Raw genomic sequence first — 20,886 nt, forward strand, 5'->3', positions numbered from 1 at the left:
TAAATCCATCTTAAGTATGAAATTAAATTAGCTTTAATACTTCCTAAATTTGATTAAAATATAAACTATATTTCAATGATTTAAAAGCTATAATATTAATCTCGTCTAACTTAAGAGAGATAAGAATAGCATATTTTTAAGAGATATAATGTAGCTTAAGCCAGATGTAAAGCTATTTTTTTTTGAACTACATTAGAGACTGTTGGTTCAATAATAATCAACTATAACAAGGAATTAAGTTTGCTTGATTTAATTAATTAAAAGCAAAAAAACTTGTTTATGGTTGAAAGGAGGTCTCAATGAAAAAAATCACAGCTTTATTGAAAAAACTACGATTGCAGCAAATTGTAACTGTATTTTTTGCAGGTTTATTGTTGATAGTTAGCACTGCTTGTTCAAGTGGAGATGTTACAGGTGCTAATCCTCAAAATCCGGCTGTACAAGCTGGTGGTGCAAACAATCCTTATAAAAATGGTGGAGATAAATATACTAGAAACCCCTCCAGCAATTCTCAAAAGATAGGCAATCAAGCTAACCTACCTTCTGGCTCATTAATTGCTACAAATCAAGAGTCGGAAATACTCTACCCTGGTGCAGAAACACCCCAAGGCAGAGTAGATAAAGAAAAAGAATTACCAATCATTACAAAGGAAAACTTTAAAACATCCTCTGAACCTGGAGGTTTAATTCAAAATGAATCTGATTTAGGAAATAGGGTTCAAGACCGTCTCGAAACTGTCAAAGAACAATTTGAAGATGCTGCCAGCTTTGTTAAAGATAAAGCAGCAGATGCAAATGCTAGACCAGAATTACAAAAAAATCCGGCACTAAGCAGATAGATTTTCTGATTCGTTATGACATTGAAAATGACAAATTGATGCTAAATTTCATCTCCATTAATTTGTAAATTACTTACACAAACTCAAGGAGTTAAACCATGAAAAAAGTCATTGATTGGGTAAAAAATATTCGCCCTTTGAAAGTTTTAAGCGTTTTCTTAGCAGGTATGTTTCTCATCCTGACACAAGCTTGTAACAGACCAACTATTGCAGGTCAACCACCACAACCAGGTGCTGAATCAGGTTATGCCCAGCCAGGTGCTGAATCAGCTTATACCAAACGTCAAGACCCCACCCAACAGTACAACTTCAATACTCCTGAAGGTGGGATGAACAACTTCAGTGATGTAGATCCTAGAGCTAAAAATTTTGAAAAATCTGCTAAAAACAGAGCCGAAGATTTGAGCAAAAATGCCGAAAGAAATATTGATCAAAAAGGCATTGAAAGTCCACAGGATTATGCTCGGAATTATCGCCAAGGTACACCCTTGACTGAAAGAGTGAAAAACTTGGGTGAAGACATTGGTAGTTCTGCTCAAGAAACAGCCGAAGATGTTGCTAAGGGAGCAAAACGTGGTGTTGAAAACCTCAAAGACAATACCAGTAATGCCGCTCAAGACTTGAGTAAAAATGCCCGCAGAGCAGCTGAAGATGCAGGCGATACTGTAAATCGGTCATTAAAAAATATTGACTAAAATTTAGTCAATTCAAAGTAGGGAACACAAAATTTAAGGGTCAGAATTTAAAATTATTCTGACTCCTTTCTTGTTAATTCTTTTATGAATACCAACTCTGAAGAGCAAGCCGATGGATTTCACTCCAAGGCAGATTATGTTGTCGAGCTAATTCGGCACAATCTTCATATTCTGGCTGCACATTGGTAATGGATTTAGCTTGTGATTCTCCTTGCCATGCGACTTTGATACGTACATTGCCATATTTTGTTTCGACTTGTTGAATTTCTCGTTGGAGGATGGCGCGTTGTTGGGTAGTGCGACGAATACCTAAAGTACTGGTTTCACGGAATAACACTGCTTCACACTTGAGTAAATTATCAGGATGACAGATAACTGTTAATAAGATACCTGGACGGGACTTTTTCATACCTATGGGCTGGGTGAAGACATCCACTGCACCAGCGGCAAATAGAGCTTCAAATACATAGCCAACCGCTTGAGGATTTAAGTCATCAATTTGAGTTTCGAGTACGGAGATGGTTTCTAAAATTGGGCTGATTTGTTGAGAATGGGCGACATCTGCCTGTAGGCTGGTGCTTTCACCCAGCCACAGGCGTAGTATATTGGGAATAGGAAGATTAATAGTTCCCGCGCCCAATCCCACTTGTTTAATCGTCATCGATGGCGGATTCCCAAATTCTCTAACTAATGTAGTGGCGATCGCCGCGCCTGTTGGTGTTACCAATTCCTTTTCAATACCGTTACTATAAACCGGACAACCCCTCATTTCCCATAATTTCAACACTGCTGGCACTGGTACCGCCATTTGACCATGTGCAGCCCGCACCGTACCGCCCCCCGTGGGCAATGCCGAGCAGTAAACTAAGGGGAATCCTGCGCGATCGCTCTCAATCCCCAACCAATCTAAACCCAAACAAGTGCCGACAATATCCACAATCGCATCCACGGCACCCACTTCATGGAAATGTACTTTTTCCGGTGCAATCCCATGCACTGCACCTTCTGCTACTGCTAGTTTTTGGAATACTGCTAAACTCCAAGCTTCGGCTCGTGGTGGCAATTTTGCCTGAAGAATCATAAGCTCGATTTCTGGCAGATGGCGGCCATGATGGTGATTATGTTCGTGGTCATGGTTATGGTGATGCTTCTCTAGTAAATCCACATATACCTTAGTTGCCTGTTGACCATTTTTCTGGACAAATTCTGCTCGTAAATGGTACTCCTGGGAAATTCCTAAGTCATTTAATTTTGTACTTAAATACTCCACAGGAACACCCAAACTGACTAAGGCTCCCAGGCACATATCACCAGAAATTCCCGTCGGGCATTGAAGATAAGCTATTTTACTCATATAGGTTAATCAATGATAAATAGTCAATAGTCATTGGTTATTAGTCATTTGTCCTTTGTTTGCCCCCAGCCCCATTTCCCAAAATACCGTGTTCTATGGCAAAAATTCTCACAGTGCATCCGGATAATCCCCAAAGCCGCCGAATAGAAGAAATAAAGTCAGCGCTCTCAGATGGCGCAGTCATGCTTTACCCTACTGATACGGTCTATGCGATCGGTTGTGATTTAAATGCCAAGTCGGCGGTGGAACGAGTGAGGAAAATCAAGCAGTTAGCGAATGATAAACCATTAACATTTTTGTGTCCTTCATTGTCAAATGTAGCGACTTATGCGTTTGTCAGCGATACAGCTTATCGATTGATGAAGCGGCTAATTCCCGGCCCTTACACGTTTTTGCTACCAGCCACTAAGTTAGTACCGCGACTAGTGCAGAATCCTAAGCGGAAAACTACAGGTATTCGCGTGCCGAATCATCCTGTATGCCTAGCCTTGCTCGAAGCTTTAGAAAACCCGATTATTTCAACTTCGGCACATTTGCCGACCAATGAGGCGGATGATGGGAAATTTGCCTTAGATGTTGAACCGGGGCTATCACGGGTAGAGCTATTTGATTATCTGGATAACTTAGTAGATGTGATTGTAGACACGGGTGAAGAGCCAACATATCAGGTATCAACAATTTTAGACTTGACAGGAGACGAAGCAGTAATTACGAGACGGGGGTTAGGTTGGGAAGCCGTAACCGCATGGGTTTAAACGGCGTACTTCACAAGCTGAAACTTCTGTTTCGGAAACGAGTATTCAAAATGCTCCAGTTTGGCAATTGTCATACTGAATCACGGCGGGGATGGGGTAATCAGGATAGGAGTAAAAGTATATATAGCAAGGATTTTAACCAGTTGTGGGCATGATTAATATGTGTGTGCGGCCTGCAATTTGGTTACGGATGAAAAAAGCGACACATTACTTTCACTGTAACTTTTTTAAATTTCCTACAGTCATATACATAAGCAGTGCTGGCAATGAATCTTGTATGGATCAATACTTAATAATTTTCCAGACAAGAACGTTTTCAGATGCTATCTTTGCGTTGTAGTTACGGTGCTATACCCTACCCTAGGAAAATTCATGAAAGCTAACCTTGTAAATCTACCAACCTCCACACCCAATTTTTTTGTTAGCAATGTTGCTATTGAAGAATCACCAGCTACAGATACTTTAATGCCACTGCTGTGTCAGGAAATACAGGCGCAGGTCAAAGCCAGTTCTGGATGTGTACAAGCTGTGGCACAACGCATAGCCAAAGAAGTCAGACGGATTTGTGATAAGAGTTCTCGCATCCAAACCTCTGGACAAATCCAATCTTGGCAGCTAACTTTAGCAAAACATCGTCTGCACAAGTGTCTGCACTACTACCAACTTGGTTCTCGGCGGGGACGGGTAGAGTTACACAGTAGTTTGGGTGCGATGGTTTACCGCCACGTTACGCCATCTGGGGCAGAATATGGATTTGACGCTCGTTACAATTTGATTGAAGATTTTCTCCAAGCTTTTTATATTGAAGCGATTAAAGCTTTCCGGCGGGAAAATGAATTAGCTGAAGATTACCAACCCCGTACTCAGCTGCAATTAGCTGAATATATGGCATTTACAGAGCAATATGCCAAGCGCCGGATTAATTTACCTGGTGGAAATAATCAACAATTAGTTATCTTACGCGCTCAAGGTTTTGCCCGTCGTCAGCCCCAAGAAACAGCTGTAGATATTGAAATGGCTGTAGAGTCGGCGAAAGGTGAAGATGGAGAATCTTACCAACGCAATCCCGCGGTGCAACAAATCCGTTCTAAAATGATTGCTCAAGGTCATGTTGATTTATCCGAAGAATCAGAACGCGATCGCGTTATTGCTGAATTAGTCAAATATCTGGAATCTCAAGGTCAATCAGACTGTGTTGACTACCTCAGTTTGAAGCTGCAAGATTTATCTGCGCCAGAAATTGACCAAATTCTCGGTTTAACCAGCCGTCAGCGCGATTATCTGCAACAGCGCTTTAAATATCATGTAGAAAAGTTCTCCAAGCAGCACCAATGGCAATTAGTTCATCAATGGTTGGGTGCTGGTTTAGAACAAAAGTTAGGTTTGTCTTCTCAACAGTGGGAAACTTTTATTCAAGTACTTTCTCCCCAACAGCAGCAAATTTTACAGTTAAAAGCAGCAAGACATAGTGATCAAGCGATCGCTAAAGCCTTAAAGTGTACTCCTAAACAATTGCAAAAACGCTGGACTCATTTACTAGAAATTGCTTGGGGAATCCGTAATGGTCACAGCGAAGTACAAACTGGTTGAGTTTTAACGCAGAGGATTGCTGCGGTAAACGCAAAGTTTCGCAGAGTTTTTGTTCATCTAAATTCATGGGCATTTCACTCTCGTTATTTAGTACATAAGTACCAAAAACATCCCGCTTTTTTCTATTTTGAAAATTCATATTAAGTAAGTGTCTATACGTCTCTGCTTCCATGAAATTCTAGAATGGATAGTAAGTGTGGCGGAGGGCTTGAGAATGACTATGACTCAAGGCAAGCGGGCAAATCAGGCAGGGAAGATTTTAGAAAGTAATGTAGAGGCAATATTAACTGGACATGGTTATTTTCAAGTTGGAAATCACGTCACCAAAGAATATCTTTTGACTGCTAATTTATTAGCAAAACGTTACGCTAAACAAGTTTATATTGGGGCAGGTATTTATAATACTTTGTTGAAAGTTGATTTTTATATTGTTGGTTTACCGAGCATTCCCACAGGATTAATTATTGAATGTAAATGGCAAGAAAGTGGCGGTTCTGTAGATGAAAAATTTCCTTATTTGAGTATGAATATTCAGGAATATTATCCAGCGCCAGCGATTGTGGTGATTGGTGGTGAAGGAATGCGGGAAGGAGCGATTCAATGGCTTAGGCAACAAGTCAAACTTAACCATAACTTACTCGGAGTTTACAGTTTAGATAGATTTATTGCCTGGGCTAATAAAAATTTTTAGTAAGATGTAATTAATAATTCGCTAATTATACCACGCTTTTTAGTATTAGAATTAATCGAGCGAGAGGCTGCGATCGCATAAATATTAAAGTTTATTTCTTTATATATTTTTCTAATAAATTCACAATCAGAATTACAGATCATAACTTTGACACCACGGTTTGCTAACTCTGCACAGGTATCTCGCAAATGTGTTTGGTCTTGTTCACCAAAAGAATTGCCATTATAACCTGTAAAATAACTAGTATTGCTGATAGGATGATAAGGTGGATCGCAAAACACAAAATCATCACTACTATTAGCATAATTCAGCACATTCATAAAGTCTGCCTGCTTTATCTCACAATATGAAAGCGCTTGAGATGCAGTTCTGAGTAAATCGGCTGGACAAATATTCGGATTTTTATAACTACCTAAAGGAACGTTGAATTTACCTTGAGAATTGACACGATATAAACCGTTATAACAGGTTTTATTTAAATAAATTAATCGAGCCGCTTTCTCTAAATCATTCCTACCTGGATGAGAACGGACACTATAATAATACTCTCGATTATGTTTAGATTTATGCTCTTGCAATAAGCCAATTAAATCTTCAACCTGATCTCTGACACAGCGATAAGTAGTAATTAGCTCGGCATTAATATCAGTTAAGATTGCCGTTGTTGGTTGCAAATGAAAAAAAACCGCTCCACCACCTAAAAATGGTTCGTAGTACGTCTGATAAAACTTGGGAAAATAAGGAAGATATTGTTGAATTAACCTACTTTTACCACCTGCCCATTTTAAAAAAGGACGAGGGCAAGTTTCAGGAAGCATTTGAATAACCATTTGCAGACAAGTTCACTAAAATTAAGCTAATAAATATAACAAGATATAACTGCCGACGCATATTCTATATTAGGTGAGTAATTTTCATCTGCATAGATTACAATTGGGTAGATAAAGCATATCAAAACAATCGTCATTTCATAACAAGGCAGTTTAGATTTCCATGTTTGACGGATTTTGGGAGAACGTTTTTCGCTACCCCCGCTATTTAATTACTATCCTCGTCGGGCTTTTGGTGAACACATTTGAGCCATTAATGCCCTTTTTAAAACGTCCAGTCACCTTAGTTGCGGTTGTCGGCTTATTACTGGGCGGTTTGGCTTTCATGACTCTCACCCTGCGCGCTATGCTGGGTTTGAGTGCAATTTAGCTTGGGAAAGCTTGGTGCTATGGCTTTTGGTGTTGTTAGCATTAGGCATAGTCCTTCCCAGATTTCGATTATTGATGTTTTATAACCTCTGTGAGGAGGCAAAGATTTTATGGCTACAAATCGCCGCGTTTCCCGTGTTGCTGAATTAATCAAACGGGAAGTTAGCCAAATGTTACTCAACGGAATTAAAGACGACCGTGTGGGTTCAGGTATGGTTAGTGTTACCGATGTAGACGTTTCTGGCGATTTGCAGCACGCCAAAATATACGTCAGTATTTATGGTACAGAGGATGCTAAAGCAGAAACAATGGCAGGCTTAAAGTCGGCTACGGGTTTTGTACGTAGTGAACTTGGTGCCAGGGTACGGCTGCGTCGGACACCAGAGGTAATTTTTATCGAAGACCGTTCCATAGAACGGGGTAATAAAGTATTATCGCTGTTGAATAAACTCCAGGATGCGCGATCGCCGGAAACTTTAGATAGCGAAGAAGACATAGGCGCAGAAGAAGATTAAAAATAGCTGTAGTAGGGGCGAACTACGCCCCTATTTAGTTTGTTTAGTAAAACAGTCCCTCCTAAAAAACTGTCTTCTTTAGCCCCTAGTCGCTATTTTGGCAGACTGTAAATCATAAACCACTTTCACGATTAGGACTGGCTGTAGGTGCTGGTTTTTCAGTTTTGGGAGTTTTTTGATGATTTTGCTGATCTACAGGGGGAAAAGCCTGTTTACCGATATTATCAGCCGCTTGTTGAAATAAAGGCTCGATTTTATTGCGCCAGTATTGAGTATCGGGTAACTTTTCGGGATGATTTTTATAATCTAAAACCTTATCCCAATTACCATCATCGATCGCTTTGTTGATGTCATTAAACAGTGCATCAGCCTTAGTCCAATCTTGCTGCCATTGACCAATTATCTTACCTGTTTCTTGAATACCAGCAGAAGCATTGGCGGGAATAGACCGTAATAATGCGATCGCACCGACTAAATCTCCTGATTCGTACTTCTTCCTCGCTTGTTCAACAACCTTGTCGCTGTTCTCACTAGGTTTTGCTGTTTCTGATTTTCCCGACTCTGAATTTGAGATTTCTGGTAGCGGAGTCGTCACCTTACTCGGTTTTGGTTTGGGAAGCGGTCTAGCTGCAATCACCGTACTATCATCAACTGTCTTAATGGCAATACCTTTATCTCGCAGACAACCAATCCATTCATCATTATTGGAGATCACATCTGCATACGCCCAAGCCAAACGCCCAGAATTTAGTCTAACTTGTATCCAGTTGCGTTTTGTTCGCAGGCCAGTCACCTCAAATTGGGTGTCTTCGCCAATGGTTTTAAGAAGATTATCAGAATTAATTGAACTAGGTTCAGAACGAATATTAGAATTACCAGTAACCATCGCCAAGCATTTATTCCCAGCCGTGGTATTTTGACCTGTAAAATTAGCAGCAAAATTTCTCACATTTGGGTAGATATTTGCCACCAACGCCGCCGCACTACCAGCCAAAAGTACACCAATTAACAACGGTAGAGGATCAGATTTGCTAGAAGTTCTGCTGGTTGGTTTGGTAGTACCAGGATTTGCTGGTGAAACAGCCAGAGTTGGCTGGAAAGACGCAGCTTGTTTAGTCGCTGGATAACCATAATTTATCGCTGGTTCTGGTGGTGCAGCAGGTGTTAAGACTGGACTCATCACACTCACACAAGCTTGCAGTGCTTCAGTAGCTGTTTGGTAACGGTCTTTAAAATGATAATGCACCATCTTGGTTAATATAGATGTTAACCGATAGCTAACAGGGGCTAAATGTTGCCAGCGAATCTCTCCAGTATCCTGGTCTTCTTGTAATTCCGAAGCCGATACGCCAGTCAATGCTTGAATAGCAATAATACCTAAAGAATAAATATCACTATTGGGGCGGGGTTTACCTTGTCCTTGTTCAGTTGGCATATAGCCAGGAGTTCCGATAACCACCGTCGCCGTAGGTTGTCCGCCAACCGTCACCATTGAAGAACTTAACTGTTTGACCGCCCCAAAATCTACTAAAACTAATTTATTGTCGGATGAGCGCCGAATAATATTATCTGGTTTAATGTCGCGGTGAATTACACCTTGCTGATGGACAAACTCTAAAATCCCTAATACTTCCTGCAACATTTGCAGAACTTGGCCTTCACTCCAGCGTTGACCAGAAATTAATTCATTAGTTAAGGGATGTCCTTCGATGTATTCTTGGACTAAAAAGAATTCTTGATTTTCGTCAAAATAAGCCAGCAACCGAGGAATTTGGTCATGATATCCCAAGCGTTCCAAGGTATCCGCTTCGTTTTGGAACAAACGTTTGGCAGTTTCAAAAATTCTGGGGTCAGAACTGGTAGGCTTTAGGTGCTTGACAACGCAGATAGGGTTTCCCGGCCGTCTGGTATCTTGGGCGATGTAGGTTTGACCAAAGCCTCCCTTAGCCAGCACTTGAATTACTTGGTAACGATTATCTAGCAGCTTACCGATCATATTCCCTCCCCAGAGTTATTACCTAATTTTCCAGCTGGTAATAAATATCTCCAATTTTTTTTACTTGAAATCCGCTATCTTGAGAAAAGATTTGAAATAAATACGTAGCTTTTTTATAAACCCTGTTTATTAACTTTTCTTTCTATATCGCTGTTGACGACCGATGCCACCTAAAATAACCAATCCAATTGCATGGCAACAGGCGGAACTTCTCATGCAACCAGCTTTCATCAGAGTTGTGGATAACATTCGTAAGCAACTCGACACATCTGCTTGGCAGGGAACCTACCATGATGTACTGATTTGGCCGCCTAGCACCACCGACGAAATGAAAGCCTTGGTAACAGGACTGTTGCAAGACATAGAAAGTGCCACATTAGAAGAAGCAGACGAAATTCGTGATACCCTGTCTCGGTTGCCAATGCCCCATCCAGGATATCATTTGCAATTGCAACGTCAAGAGCAGAAAGTCAGTATTGATTTGTGGGAACTGTGTTATCAAGTGTGTTTTGCAAATTACAGCCCAGAGAATGATATTGCTGATATTGATACTAGTTTAATTGATGAGTTAGGTGAAGTAGATTGGCAGCATCTAGATAATAAGACAAAAGATTTAGTAGCCCAAGTGTTTGCAAATTTACCAATGCACTGATTGAATTTGCGATCGCCTCAACCTCAAGTAAATCTTAGCCCTGAACTCTGTGAGAAAATTAATAAAACGTGCGAGAGCAAACCCGCAAGGCATATTGCCAATTTAAACAAGACCCCAACCATCCCAGTTTACGTTTCAAAAAACTGCATCCAGAATTATCTATTTATTCTGCGAGAGTCAGCAGAAGCTATCGAGCCGTTGGACAGTTGGAGGGAGACACAATTATTTGGTTTTGAGTGGTACCAAATGGGTAATATCTCACGCAGCAACGAAGAGGCGCAAAGAATAAGAGATTTATTCCGTATTGCCGGATTTTTAACCCAAAATACTAAAATCCAAAATTGGTAAACCGCACCTTTAAGGACGGTAAGCACAACTATTGGGTGATTTTAATATTTGTTACTTTTCGTTACACTGAATACATCGAGAGGCGAAAATAAATCTCTCGCCAGCATTCAAAGGTGAACGACATGAATGGCACAATTCGCGTTGGTAATCTCTTCGGGATTCCGTTTTACATCCATCCGTCATGGTTTTTGGTTCTTGGCTTAGTAACTTGGAGCTATAGTAGTGGACTTTCAGCCCAATTTCCCTATCTGTCTGGGGGGTTAGCTTTGCTACTAGGATTGATGACAGCGCTGTTATTGTTTGGTTCTGTCGTCGCCCACGAATTAGGTCATAGTTTTGTAGCTTTGCGCCAAGGAATTGATGTTAAATCGATTACATTATTTATCTTTGGTGGTTTGGCGAGTTTAGAAAAAGAATCGAATACTCCCGCAGGCGCTTTTTGGATTGCGATCGCTGGGCCGCTAGTTAGTTTATTATTATGTGGCATCGTGACGATACTGGGTGTAACAACTGCGGTATCTGGCCCACTGGCGGCTGTTCTCGGTGTTTTAGCTTCAGTTAACTTAGCCTTAGCACTGTTTAACTTGATTCCCGGCTTGCCTTTAGATGGCGGTAATATCCTCAAAGCTCTTGTTTGGAAAATTACAGGTAATCCTTATAAAGGTGTAACCTTCGCCAGCCGAGTTGGACAAATCTTTGGTTGGGTGGCGATCGCTTCTGGGATAATTCCTCTAGTATTCTTTGGCAGCTTGGCTAATGTTTGGAACTTGTTAATCGGTTTCTTCTTACTGCAAAATGCGGGGAATTCAGCCCAATTTGCTAGAGTCCAAGAAAAACTTGATGGCTTAACCGCCGCAGATGTCGTTAATAATCATAGCCCCATCATCTCTGCAAATGCGAGCTTGAGAGAATTTGCTGATGAGCAAATCATCCAAGGCTGGCGCAGGTTCTTAGTGACAGACGACGCAGGACAATTGGTAGGTGCAATTGTTGTAGATGACCTACGAAGCATACCGACAATACAGTGGTCAGAAACTCAAGTTAGAGAAATCATGCGCCCAGTTGCCGCATCCACTACAGTAAAATCCGATCAACCCCTTTTAGAAGTCATCCAGCTACTAGAACAACAAAAACTCTCCGCTTTAGCTGTAATTCGAGAAAATGGCGTTCTCGTGGGGATTTTAGAAAAAGCAGCAATTATTCAACTGTTACAAGGTCAACCTATAACTAACCCTGCATAGATATCTGATCACTAAATACTCCTTCTCAACCCTCTCTCAGTCAATCTGAGGGAGTTTTTTTGTGGAAAAAGCATTCAGCCAAAATTTTTTTACTCTGAATCTATACCCAATTCTCGCAACTTTGCTAATAATACTGCTTGACGCTGACGTTCAATTTCTAATTGGGCGATCGCATCATCCGCGCGTTGACGTTCTTGTTCAGCGCGTTGGTGTTCTTGTTCAGCCCTTTGACGTTCTTGTTCGGCTTGTTCAGAACTCCACAGCAACAAATTACCAGCTTCATCCCACCACCGCAACCAACAAATATTCATCCCTAAGCGAGTTCCTTGCCAAATTCCTAGAAATAATTCCATTTCAGGAATCCAAAATTGTCCTGATTCTGTCGGTTGTTGCAAAACATATCGTCCATTTTCCAGACGATGTACTTCTAAACTCACTTCGTAAGGATTAAAAATTGCATAGACGGGAACTTGTAATATTTTCTCGTAAAAGTAGAGTTTCCCATAGGGAAAGGTGGGACGAATGGAATATTCTCCGTTGTCGGTGTCGGAAAGAAACTCCATCACCACAGCGATATTTTCACCTTCTATATTGGGTGTATAGCTACGCCGAATTACACCTGTACCCACTGGTGAAACACTGGGTACGTATAACCAATCTGGTGCTTTAACAACAGTTTTTTGATTGATATTGGCAACGATACCAAAATTAGATGCAACCAACATCTGAGGTTGAATACGATTGGATGTATGCAAAGCTTCTGTTAAAGCGGCGGCTAGAAACGGTTGTTGAATATTTTCCACTGGATCGTCGGGGAGAATAAAATCATCTGGGAGTTTTTCCCAAGTGACGACAGGGGTTTGGCGCTGAGGTGCGGCTAGAACCATGATAGTTAAAATGTCGCTTGTGGGCTTGGGGACTAATGCCAATATTTTACAGCGGTTTTTAGATACCTGAAGTCAACAGAGATTGAGAGTTTATCTATGAAAACAAAGTTACTTTTATGTCTAGTTAGGGAACTCTAGCAATTAAGGTTTTGTTTCACAATACAAGGACTTACTTATGGATAAAACCATTGTTCAGTTGGTTGACGAGTTACCCAGCGATAATATTACTGTCAAAGTTTTAAAAGCCCTTGATTATGTAGCACCTGGGCAGTGGGATAATTTGGTGGGTTTTGATAATACAGTCCGTGCGATTACTGGTGAAACAGATGCTAACGTGATTAAAAAAATCCGCGATCGCGCCGATAGTATATATCTAGATCCACAAAATGGTTATCAAGCAGCCATCAAACTTTATCAAATCATCGACAAAGCCGATGCAGCAATGGGAACTGCGGCTTTAGCTAACAAAGTGAGCGAAAAAATCAGTTTTCTCTCTTTTTTAGGCAATATTACGCCCAAAGCCGATGTTACCCAAACAATTGACTTAGTTCTCAAAATTGCTATCGAAATCATCGCCTTCTGCAAAATCAACGGGATTCCCCAACCAAACCCCCAAGAATTTGCCAATATCCTAGCAAATAACTATCAAAACGCTTCCTTGATGCGGATGGCTGCGTTGGTTTGTATAGATGGCATTTTACCTTTAGGCCCCGACTTTCTGATGAAAATTCAGGAAATTATTGGCGGTGCTACTGCTAATGATGCGATTATGCAAAATCCTGTATTCCAAGCTGTCAATAGTTCTTTACCTGGTAATAGTCCTGCTGATAAAGTTGGTTTTCTTTCCCAAGCTTTTAACTCTGTCCAAGGTTGGATGAATAACTTAGTCGCCAAGACAGGTATCACACCACAGTCAATTGCTAATGGGTTGAGTAGTTTTGTACAAATTGCTGACGACAATTTAGATTTTGTCGCCGCATTCTTAGATCAAACTACAAATTATTTTGAGCATACAGGTATTCAAACTGTCGCCCGCAGCATAATTTTACAAGCTCATACTTTAGTTAAAACAGAAATTGCTGAAGAAGCCAAAAAGCCACAACAACAAGATACTGCATCTGCAAGCAAGTCTAAGTCAGATACTCCTACTCAGTATGAAGTGAATAGCACAGTAGAAGTTTGGGACGAAGAACAAGAAGAATGGTATAAAGCCACAATTCAGAAAATCAAAGATGACCAATTCTTTATTAATTATGTTGGCTATGGTTCATCTGCTGATGAGTGGGTTGGTGAGGATGTGATTAGGATTCGCGCCCTGGAATCATCTGATGATAATGGATTTGCCGTAGGTCAAAAAGTAAAATGCTGGGATGAAGAAAACGAAGAATGGTATAGTGCAACGATTGAAGAAATTCGCGGTCAGCAATACTTTGTGCATTACCAGGGATATGATTCATCTTATGATGAGTGGCTTGATTTAGCAGAGATTCGTTAAATATTTCATGTCACAGGGTTAGCTAATAGAACTCTTGCACAAATAATTGAACAATCGGAATATATATTTTCTACGTTTGTCTTTGCGCCTTTGCGTGAGCTTTTAAATAATATTGTCAGCGACACCAAAGTATTTATGCAAGAGGTCTAATATATTCAAGCCCTGTGCCATAGAATAGTTATTTACTTTGCGTTAAAAATCAAGTATTAATCAGATTTAACTAACAAAATTCCTTCAGATACTAAGCGCGTAATTAGTGGGATAACATCACCTTCTAAATCTAAATCTGGCGACCAATCAACAATATTAAATAAGCTAAATTCATCACTGTTAAATAAATTTTCTACTAGGTTTTCTGGAATACCTTTGATGTCAATTTGTTTTGCACCAACCCGCACTTGATATTGGGATTTATCAATTTGCTGAATCCGAATGCGGTGTAGTGGAGACCAGCTAAACCGAGTCATAAATAAATCAGGAAAAATATTAGTTCCGATTTGAGTAGGTAGATTAACTAAAAGCGATGGCTGATGTTGATAATTAAGAGTTTCTATGTATCTTTGGAAAATGTCAGGCTGATGTAGAGTCTCAATCAGATGCTGACGCAATGTATTTAGCTGCTGTTCTATCACATTTGTATTACCATTTGCGATCGCTGGTAAGCTTTCGCGCCAACAGACATTTTCTCGTAAATCTTTCATCAGCCAATTCAGCCAGTCCAGCCCTGTCTGACATTCAATTCCAATTGTGAGATGAAGAGATGGCTGTTCGCAAGCTACAGCATAATGCCAATGTCCTCGCGGGATATATAGCAAATCTCCCGCTTTCAGTACACATTCTAGATAAGGTGGTTCTTGTGGTTGCTGTTGTTTTGATGATGGTATATGTGCAGTGGGGTATTGTACCGTTTCTTGGTAAACAAACCATTGCTTTTCACCATCGATTTGCAGAATTAGGACATCGTGAGTATCGTAGTGACAATCAAAGCCTTGTTGTTTGGCTGGTGAACAATATAAATTAACGTGGGTTTCATAGCCAATATCATGTCGAAGATTTGCTGCAAGTTCAGCTACCGTCGCAACCCGATGATGTACCCCGTTGATGATCAGTGTAGCGCCTTGACGCAGGCGATCGCTCCACTCTTGCCGATTACGTGTCTCAGATAAGGATTTACCATTCATTGAGAATCGTAAATCTGGTTCTTTGAGTTTGTGATAGTTCAGCAGATCATTTAGACTTTTCCATGTAAAAATATTTTGCAACTTCTGATCATGCTCTGCTGGAATATGAATTGCTTTTTTCGTCCAGAACTCTGTCAAAAACTGATCTATTGGATAGGGTGCTAGTAGCTGCTGCAATGTCTTCATATCATATTTTTTCAGAAACTATTTTTTAATTCATCGATTTACATACTCAATAAGTTGAGAAATGGGGCAATAACAGACGATGGTTTTGATCACCAATTGTGTTATCTTCAACCATCAATTACAGCCCCATATCATAGCTCTAAATTTTAGAGCTACAGTTTAAAAATCCCTAAAAAATCCCATAAGTCAATACCTACGACGGTGTTAATCATCATCATCATCATCGTCATCTCCACTGTCGCTGTTGCTGTTGCTGTTGCTATTACTATTGCTGTTGCTGTTGCTATTACTATTGCTGTTGCTGTTGCTGTTACTGTTGTTGTTACTATTACTATTGCTATTACCTGCAATAATTAGCTCAGAAGGTTCGCCACCAACTAAGTCAAGTACGCCAAATTCAATAGACGATGTACGTTTTGCCTCAGATTGTGCTGAAATAATAGCAGCATTAGCAGATTGGCTTTCTATAGGTAAAAACAATCCAAAACTAGCGCCAATGAGTAATCCAAGGATAACTTTAGGATTCATGTTAAACCTCTTGATTGCTAATAGTGAAAGAGAAGGAAAAAATTTAAGTTTCTCTGTTCATCTCCATTCTTCAATCTATGAATGAAAGTAAGATGAAGAATTAGTGAGAAAATTCTCATGTATTTGTTAATAGCGAGATAAGATAAACAGTGCATAGTTAGCTCAAATTGACTTGAGAAACAATATTAATTTGCGTTATTCAGCAGTGTCATCCACCAGTTTGATGCTATAAAAAACACCTTTCTTTCCCTACTTCCTATGTTTCGTAAAATTACGGATTTGTTAATGATGAGGAATTGTGTATTTTTACAACATATATGTTACTTACTTTAACAGATACCTAAAATGCTTGCAGAGTTACAAGACTCGTAGACTAGACTAGTAGCACAGGGGAACAATTTAAAGGAAAATTATGATGAGCGATCGCGACTATACATTAATCCTGGACAAAAGCGGGAGTATGTCTACACCTGACCAGGTAGGTGGTAGAAGTAGATGGGAGATAGCCCAAGAATCTACTCTCGCTTTAGCCAGAAAATGCGAACAATTTGACCCAGATGGCATTACAGTTTATGTCTTTTCTGGCAAATTTAGACGTTACGATGATGTGACCTCAGCTAAAGTTTCGCAAATCTTCCTAGAAAATGACCCAGCCGGTACTACCAACTTAGCTGGTGTCCTTCATGATGCAACTAATAATTATTTTCAACGCAAAGCCGCAGGTAAGACCAAAGCCAATGGTGAAACTATATTAGTAATTACCGATGGTGAACCAGATGATCGCAAAGCTGTTTTTGAAGTGATTATCCAAGCAACTCGTCAAATGGAACGGGATGAAGAATTAGGAATATCTATCATTCAAGTGGGTTCAGATGCACAAGCCACTAAGTTTCTCAAAGCTTTAGACGATCAATTGCAAGGTGTAGGCGCTAAATTTGATATCTGCGATACCATTACTTTAGAAGATTTAGAAGATATGAGTCTTGCAGATGTGTTGATGAATGCAATTACAGATTGATCAAACGTTAATGGTCAATTTAGGTTATCAACACAAATAAATAATTGGAGAAATTAATTATGCTAGACAGCCGAGATTATACTTTAATTATTGATAAAAGTGGCAGCATGGCAACCCCAGACCAAAAAGGCGGCAGAAGCCGCTGGGTTGCCGCCCAAGAATCTACTTTGGCTTTAGCTAGTAAGTGTGAACAATTTGATCCCGATGGGATAACTGTTTATGTGTTTTCGGGAAGATTTAAGCGATATGAAAATGTCACGACTAGTAAAGTTACCCAAATTTTCCAAGAAAATGATCCATCTGGAACTACAGACTTAGCTGCTGTCTTAAAACACGCCACAGATGATTATTTTCAACGTAAGTCTTCTGGTCAAACAAAGTCAAATGGAGAAACAATTTTAGTAGTAACTGATGGTGAACCAGATGACCGCAAAGCAGTTATGCGAGTAATTATTGAAGCTTCTCGGCGGATGGACAAAGACGAAGAACTAGGAATTTCCTTTATTCAAGTTGGTTCAGATCAACAAGCCACGCGCTTTCTCAAAGTATTAGATGATGAACTGCAAAGCGCTGGGGCAAAATTTGATATCTGTGACACCATTACAATGGAAGATATGGAAGATTTAAGTTTGTCCGAAGTTCTACTCAACGCTATTAACGATTAAAAAGACAAAAGACTAGTACAGCACGGCGGAAATAAACAGACCATAAGGAATTGCTAAAAAGCTTGTGGGATAACTATTCTTTCTTTTGCCTTTTGCCTTCGGTTCGCCATTTGACGACAGTTGCCTCAAGTCGGGAGACCCGCCCACGGCACTGTCTCCTTTATGCCGGGAAAGCCGTCCACCGCAATGGCTCACTTTTTACCTTTGCCTTTTTCTACTAGGCGTTAGTCTTTTGTCCTTTTGCATTTTTCAAGCCTGATCAAAAGTTAATTACAAATTAATAATTATAAATGACAAATTTAAGACAATGGACTCTATTGATAAACTCTTAGCTCAAATCAAAGCGGAATATGACCCCGTAAAATCCGCACCCGCACCACAACAATCTAAACCAGATGTAATCTCACCATTCATTGCAACACCATCTAAATCGCAATCTATCATCGATAACATTTTGGCGGAAGTAAAAGCTGATGTCGAAGAACAAGCCGCCGCTGAGGAGTTGCAAAAACAACAAGAACTAGAACAAGAACGCATTCGACAAAAACAAATCAAAACCCAACAATTAGAAGTTTTGCAAAAACAAGCAAAGGAATGGTTAAAAAAATTAGATCCTCTGTCACCTGAAGGATTATGGTTTGAAAGTTTTGCGGAGGGCTACCCCTCGAAATTAGCAGCAGCAATTGAATATTTACAAAATAATTAAATAATTAATTTAGAGTTTTTATTGACAATTAATCTGAGATATGAAATATTTCCAACAGCATCAAGAACACCATTTAAGTGACTCTTATTCTGACTCTTGAATTCTGACTCCTGAATTCTGGGGTAAATGCTCAACCGCCCAATTGTGCATAGCATAGAGAATAGGTTTCAGACTTTCGCCCAAGGTTGTGAGTGAATATTCTACCTTGGGAGGTATTTGTGCATAAACTTGTCGATGTACTATCCCATCTTCTTCCATTTCTCTAAGTTGCTGAGTTAACATCTTTTGAGTAATTCCAGGTAAAGCTCGTTGCAATTCACCAAAGCGTTTTACATCAGTGATTAATTCCCTAATAATTAAAACTTTCCAGCGTCCGCCAATTACTTTCAAGGTATTTTCTACTTCACATGTTAGCCTGCGATCGCTTTCTGCTTCTGCTTTCATAGTTATTTTATAGAATTTCCTAATCTGCTGAATTACTAAATACATTGCTAATAAAATTAGGCAACCCCACCGAAGTTTGCTTGGAGGGAAACCCTCCTGGCAACTTCTCTCTGCGCCACTCTGCGTTCAAAAACATTAATTCTGTACCTCACTTGACCGAAAATCGCTATACTTAGTGGAAGTGAAGAATACTCGATTACTAAAAGACTTTATTGTGATCTGTTATAAAGAAGCAACAATATAGTAAAAGAGGCAGAAAGCTTTCCTGCCTCCGTTTAAACTGCTTAAGCAGTTCAGTAATATTTCCATACTGATTTTCACACGTGTCTATTTCACTTCACAATGTATACGCAACACTGTTTTAACTGCTGTTGATCAAATTATTTTTCCATAAACAAAACTAGTAAGGGCGTGTTATTGCTACGCCTATACTAGTTTAAGAATATAAATGTTCCTCACGCTGGCGTTCGGAACTCTGGAAGATCTAGACAAACTTAGTTAAGTTGAACCAAGGCGATCGCATCTGGCGGTAAAATACACAATTGTCGTCATAGTTTGACATATCTGTATAATTTTGCCCTTGTGTGCATCAGGTATACAAAGATGCCACTATGTAACTTATTTTTAGTCAACTACCTTAATCACAGCAATTGCTATTCTCCAAGAAGCTGCACCAAAGCGCGTCTACAAATCGGGAAAACACCCAATATATTAACTCACCGCTATGGGTTTACGCTCTGTCAATCATAGCCACCAGTAATCTTTGATTTAGTCAATCAAAACTCATGGACAATTAAAAATTAAAAACCAGAAAGTTGATTTTTAATTTTTAATTTCTCCTTGCTAGTCTTAATTTGTGGTTTGTGCTGCTAACATCTGCTTGAGCTTTTCTAGTTCCGATGCCCAACGGGGATCTGGACGAATTGCATCTGAGTCAGTTGATGTGCTACTTTCGCGCCCACCACTACTGCGTTTAGACTTTTTAGAGCCTTTGTCACGACGATTGCTTTCTTTATTACTGCTAGGAGTAGGAGTGCTATGTACAGCAGCTTTAGGCGCTTGCTCTTCGCCTTCATCACCCTTGGTGCGGGGCAATGCTTTTTCTAGCTTAATTGGGGTATCTTTGAACATCTGACCATTATATTTTTCAATAATTTGATCAGCTTGTTCGTCATTGTTGACGGTCAAGAACCCAAAACCACGACACTTACCAGTTTTTCGGTCTTTAATTAGTTTTGTGGTAACAGCATCGCCTTCTGCCGCAAAAACTGCTTGCAGATCTTGACGATCTATTTCTTCTTTTGGCAAATTGCCTATATATAGGCGAACGGACATGACTATACCTCCAGAGTTTAATGAACGTAGCAAGGCAAGAGAACAATCACTTGGTTTTGGCTTTTAAATAGATGCTTTTGATTAAATTTGCCATAAACCAATTTTTTTGACTCCAAACTGTCAACTTATACAATACAGTTTTTCGTTTGGATAAAGCTTGTATATTACAAAAGCGCATACAACGCTCAGTTAATACCACCTTAATTCTAAAATTTGTAAATTTATTAGCCTACTGTCTGCCACAGTAAACATTTTTTTGATGTCCTTGCCCGCAGAATTCAACACCATTCCCTACATTATCACGGTATCTTCTACGTAGCTAGTTCACAACACACATTTCCGATTATATTGCGAGTCAATAGTAACATAAAATACATTTTTTTCTCAAGAACGGATATTTTAAACAAAAACCAGCCATTGGCTGGTCTAGCTGCTGCTGTGTTGGGAGGATAAAAAGATGGATTAGCTTAAGCAGTTACTAAGCTAGGATGCTTAAGTCATGGTGGTTGTTTAGGACATTGTTAATAAATGTAACACTTGTAAAGAAATGTTGCAAGTTTCGTCAT

General features: G+C 39.8%; 22 protein-coding genes. 14 read left to right on the plus strand and 8 right to left on the minus strand.

Features of this window, described 5'->3' with window-relative positions:
- Window positions 1-299: 299 nt before the first annotated feature.
- Entirely contained in the window at window positions 300-839 is a 540-nt protein-coding gene (locus tag NOS7107_RS11965; RefSeq protein WP_015113237.1) for a DUF6658 family protein, read from the plus strand.
- 98 nt (window positions 840-937) lie between these two features.
- Window positions 938-1,534 (plus strand): DUF6658 family protein, encoded by a 597-nt coding sequence (locus NOS7107_RS11970; protein ID WP_015113238.1) that lies wholly within the window; start codon window positions 938-940, stop codon window positions 1,532-1,534.
- Window positions 1,535-1,616: 82 nt separating this feature from the next.
- Here NOS7107_RS11970 and larC read toward each other — a convergent pair whose 3' ends face one another.
- The gene (larC, locus tag NOS7107_RS11975) at window positions 1,617-2,888 is read right to left on the minus strand and encodes a nickel pincer cofactor biosynthesis protein LarC (protein ID WP_015113239.1); all 1,272 of its coding nucleotides are present in this window, start codon (window positions 2,886-2,888) and stop codon (window positions 1,617-1,619) included.
- A gap of 95 nt (window positions 2,889-2,983) precedes the next feature.
- Here larC and NOS7107_RS11980 point away from each other — a divergent pair, with 95 nt between their 5' ends.
- The 3 genes from NOS7107_RS11980 (at window position 2,984) to NOS7107_RS11990 (ending at window position 5,924) form a co-directional block, all read left to right on the plus strand.
- The gene (locus NOS7107_RS11980) at window positions 2,984-3,643 is read left to right on the plus strand and encodes an L-threonylcarbamoyladenylate synthase (RefSeq protein WP_015113240.1); all 660 of its coding nucleotides are present in this window, start codon (window positions 2,984-2,986) and stop codon (window positions 3,641-3,643) included.
- Between the two features lie 372 nt (window positions 3,644-4,015).
- Window positions 4,016-5,233 (plus strand): HetZ-related protein, encoded by a 1,218-nt coding sequence (locus NOS7107_RS11985; RefSeq protein WP_015113241.1) that lies wholly within the window; start codon window positions 4,016-4,018, stop codon window positions 5,231-5,233.
- Between the two features lie 220 nt (window positions 5,234-5,453).
- Window positions 5,454-5,924: a PD-(D/E)XK nuclease superfamily protein gene (locus tag NOS7107_RS11990; protein WP_157374216.1), complete on the plus strand. Its 471-nt coding sequence runs from the start codon at window positions 5,454-5,456 to the stop codon at window positions 5,922-5,924.
- Here NOS7107_RS11990 and NOS7107_RS11995 read toward each other — a convergent pair.
- Complete coding sequence (locus NOS7107_RS11995; RefSeq protein WP_015113244.1) at window positions 5,921-6,754, minus strand: DNA adenine methylase; 834 nt, start codon at window positions 6,752-6,754, stop codon at window positions 5,921-5,923. The two genes, NOS7107_RS11990 and NOS7107_RS11995, sit on opposite strands and share 4 nt — an antisense overlap.
- Before the next feature lie 163 nt (window positions 6,755-6,917).
- Between NOS7107_RS11995 and NOS7107_RS12000 the strand changes: the two genes are divergently transcribed.
- Together NOS7107_RS12000 and rbfA are read left to right on the plus strand one after the other, a co-directional pair.
- Window positions 6,918-7,124: a DUF751 family protein gene (locus NOS7107_RS12000; protein ID WP_015113245.1), complete on the plus strand. Its 207-nt coding sequence runs from the start codon at window positions 6,918-6,920 to the stop codon at window positions 7,122-7,124.
- 109 nt (window positions 7,125-7,233) lie between these two features.
- On the plus strand, window positions 7,234-7,638 hold the full coding sequence (gene rbfA / locus NOS7107_RS12005) for a 30S ribosome-binding factor RbfA (protein WP_015113246.1): 405 nt from the start codon (window positions 7,234-7,236) through the stop codon (window positions 7,636-7,638).
- 112 nt (window positions 7,639-7,750) lie between these two features.
- Here rbfA and NOS7107_RS12010 read toward each other — a convergent pair whose 3' ends face one another.
- Window positions 7,751-9,634, minus strand: coding sequence for a serine/threonine protein kinase (locus NOS7107_RS12010; protein WP_015113247.1), 1,884 nt, complete (start codon window positions 9,632-9,634; stop codon window positions 7,751-7,753).
- Window positions 9,635-9,797: 163 nt separating this feature from the next.
- Between NOS7107_RS12010 and NOS7107_RS12015 the strand changes: the two genes are divergently transcribed.
- The 3 genes from NOS7107_RS12015 (at window position 9,798) to NOS7107_RS12025 (ending at window position 11,875) form a co-directional block, all read left to right on the plus strand.
- Window positions 9,798-10,286 carry a hypothetical protein gene (locus NOS7107_RS12015; protein ID WP_015113248.1) on the plus strand — a complete coding sequence of 163 codons (489 nt, stop codon included), beginning with the start codon at window positions 9,798-9,800 and terminating at the stop codon, window positions 10,284-10,286.
- A gap of 68 nt (window positions 10,287-10,354) precedes the next feature.
- Complete coding sequence (locus tag NOS7107_RS29000; protein ID WP_172641462.1) at window positions 10,355-10,522, plus strand: hypothetical protein; 168 nt, start codon at window positions 10,355-10,357, stop codon at window positions 10,520-10,522.
- Window positions 10,523-10,756: 234 nt separating this feature from the next.
- Entirely contained in the window at window positions 10,757-11,875 is a 1,119-nt protein-coding gene (locus NOS7107_RS12025; protein ID WP_015113249.1) for a site-2 protease family protein, read from the plus strand.
- Between the two features lie 89 nt (window positions 11,876-11,964).
- Here the strand turns inward: NOS7107_RS12025 and NOS7107_RS12030 are convergent, their stop codons facing one another.
- Window positions 11,965-12,762, minus strand: coding sequence for a Uma2 family endonuclease (locus NOS7107_RS12030; protein WP_015113250.1), 798 nt, complete (start codon window positions 12,760-12,762; stop codon window positions 11,965-11,967).
- 175 nt (window positions 12,763-12,937) lie between these two features.
- Between NOS7107_RS12030 and NOS7107_RS12035 the strand changes: the two genes are divergently transcribed.
- Window positions 12,938-14,257 carry a Tudor-knot domain-containing protein gene (locus tag NOS7107_RS12035; protein ID WP_015113251.1) on the plus strand — a complete coding sequence of 440 codons (1,320 nt, stop codon included), beginning with the start codon at window positions 12,938-12,940 and terminating at the stop codon, window positions 14,255-14,257.
- Window positions 14,258-14,463: 206 nt separating this feature from the next.
- Here the strand turns inward: NOS7107_RS12035 and NOS7107_RS12040 are convergent, their stop codons facing one another.
- A complete protein-coding gene (locus tag NOS7107_RS12040; protein WP_015113252.1) occupies window positions 14,464-15,624 on the minus strand; it encodes a cupin domain-containing protein in 1,161 nt (386 codons plus the stop codon).
- Between the two features lie 204 nt (window positions 15,625-15,828).
- Window positions 15,829-16,152, minus strand: coding sequence for a hypothetical protein (locus NOS7107_RS29005; protein WP_015113253.1), 324 nt, complete (start codon window positions 16,150-16,152; stop codon window positions 15,829-15,831).
- A 412-nt stretch (window positions 16,153-16,564) separates the two neighbouring features.
- On the opposite strand from NOS7107_RS29005, the gene NOS7107_RS12050 reads away from it, so the two are divergent.
- From NOS7107_RS12050 to NOS7107_RS12060, 3 genes are all read left to right on the plus strand, one after another.
- Complete coding sequence (locus NOS7107_RS12050) at window positions 16,565-17,170, plus strand: VWA domain-containing protein (RefSeq protein ID WP_015113254.1); 606 nt, start codon at window positions 16,565-16,567, stop codon at window positions 17,168-17,170.
- Between the two features lie 59 nt (window positions 17,171-17,229).
- Window positions 17,230-17,835, plus strand: a complete 606-nt coding sequence (locus NOS7107_RS12055; RefSeq protein ID WP_015113255.1) for a VWA domain-containing protein — start codon at window positions 17,230-17,232, stop codon at window positions 17,833-17,835.
- 307 nt (window positions 17,836-18,142) lie between these two features.
- The gene (locus tag NOS7107_RS12060) at window positions 18,143-18,541 is read left to right on the plus strand and encodes a hypothetical protein (RefSeq protein ID WP_015113256.1); all 399 of its coding nucleotides are present in this window, start codon (window positions 18,143-18,145) and stop codon (window positions 18,539-18,541) included.
- 84 nt (window positions 18,542-18,625) lie between these two features.
- Here NOS7107_RS12060 and NOS7107_RS12065 read toward each other — a convergent pair whose 3' ends face one another.
- Together NOS7107_RS12065 and NOS7107_RS12070 are read right to left on the minus strand one after the other, a co-directional pair.
- Complete coding sequence (locus NOS7107_RS12065) at window positions 18,626-18,985, minus strand: helix-turn-helix domain-containing protein (RefSeq protein ID WP_015113257.1); 360 nt, start codon at window positions 18,983-18,985, stop codon at window positions 18,626-18,628.
- Window positions 18,986-19,834: 849 nt separating this feature from the next.
- Window positions 19,835-20,320, minus strand: a complete 486-nt coding sequence (locus NOS7107_RS12070) for an RNA-binding protein (protein ID WP_015113258.1) — start codon at window positions 20,318-20,320, stop codon at window positions 19,835-19,837.
- Window positions 20,321-20,886 lie beyond the last annotated feature (566 nt).

It is taken from the genome of Nostoc sp. PCC 7107, assembly GCF_000316625.1.
In the GTDB taxonomy this organism is placed as follows: Bacteria; Cyanobacteriota; Cyanobacteriia; order Cyanobacteriales; family Nostocaceae; genus Nostoc_B.

Coding starts and splice junctions, on each gene's coding strand:
- NOS7107_RS11965 (WP_015113237.1), top strand. CDS start 300: ATGAAAAAAATCACAGCTTTATTGAAAAAACTACGATTGCAGCAAATT.
- NOS7107_RS11970 (WP_015113238.1), top strand. CDS start 938: ATGAAAAAAGTCATTGATTGGGTAAAAAATATTCGCCCTTTGAAAGTT.
- larC (WP_015113239.1), bottom strand. CDS start 2,888: ATGAGTAAAATAGCTTATCTTCAATGCCCGACGGGAATTTCTGGTGAT.
- NOS7107_RS11980 (WP_015113240.1), top strand. CDS start 2,984: ATGGCAAAAATTCTCACAGTGCATCCGGATAATCCCCAAAGCCGCCGA.
- NOS7107_RS11985 (WP_015113241.1), top strand. CDS start 4,016: ATGAAAGCTAACCTTGTAAATCTACCAACCTCCACACCCAATTTTTTT.
- NOS7107_RS11990 (WP_157374216.1), top strand. CDS start 5,454: ATGACTCAAGGCAAGCGGGCAAATCAGGCAGGGAAGATTTTAGAAAGT.
- NOS7107_RS11995 (WP_015113244.1), bottom strand. CDS start 6,754: ATGGTTATTCAAATGCTTCCTGAAACTTGCCCTCGTCCTTTTTTAAAA.
- NOS7107_RS12000 (WP_015113245.1), top strand. CDS start 6,918: ATGTTTGACGGATTTTGGGAGAACGTTTTTCGCTACCCCCGCTATTTA.
- rbfA (WP_015113246.1), top strand. CDS start 7,234: ATGGCTACAAATCGCCGCGTTTCCCGTGTTGCTGAATTAATCAAACGG.
- NOS7107_RS12010 (WP_015113247.1), bottom strand. CDS start 9,634: ATGATCGGTAAGCTGCTAGATAATCGTTACCAAGTAATTCAAGTGCTG.
- NOS7107_RS12015 (WP_015113248.1), top strand. CDS start 9,798: ATGCCACCTAAAATAACCAATCCAATTGCATGGCAACAGGCGGAACTT.
- NOS7107_RS12025 (WP_015113249.1), top strand. CDS start 10,757: ATGAATGGCACAATTCGCGTTGGTAATCTCTTCGGGATTCCGTTTTAC.
- NOS7107_RS12030 (WP_015113250.1), bottom strand. CDS start 12,762: ATGGTTCTAGCCGCACCTCAGCGCCAAACCCCTGTCGTCACTTGGGAA.
- NOS7107_RS12035 (WP_015113251.1), top strand. CDS start 12,938: ATGGATAAAACCATTGTTCAGTTGGTTGACGAGTTACCCAGCGATAAT.
- NOS7107_RS12040 (WP_015113252.1), bottom strand. CDS start 15,624: ATGAAGACATTGCAGCAGCTACTAGCACCCTATCCAATAGATCAGTTT.
- NOS7107_RS29005 (WP_015113253.1), bottom strand. CDS start 16,152: ATGAATCCTAAAGTTATCCTTGGATTACTCATTGGCGCTAGTTTTGGA.
- NOS7107_RS12050 (WP_015113254.1), top strand. CDS start 16,565: ATGATGAGCGATCGCGACTATACATTAATCCTGGACAAAAGCGGGAGT.
- NOS7107_RS12055 (WP_015113255.1), top strand. CDS start 17,230: ATGCTAGACAGCCGAGATTATACTTTAATTATTGATAAAAGTGGCAGC.
- NOS7107_RS12060 (WP_015113256.1), top strand. CDS start 18,143: ATGGACTCTATTGATAAACTCTTAGCTCAAATCAAAGCGGAATATGAC.
- NOS7107_RS12065 (WP_015113257.1), bottom strand. CDS start 18,985: ATGAAAGCAGAAGCAGAAAGCGATCGCAGGCTAACATGTGAAGTAGAA.
- NOS7107_RS12070 (WP_015113258.1), bottom strand. CDS start 20,320: ATGTCCGTTCGCCTATATATAGGCAATTTGCCAAAAGAAGAAATAGAT.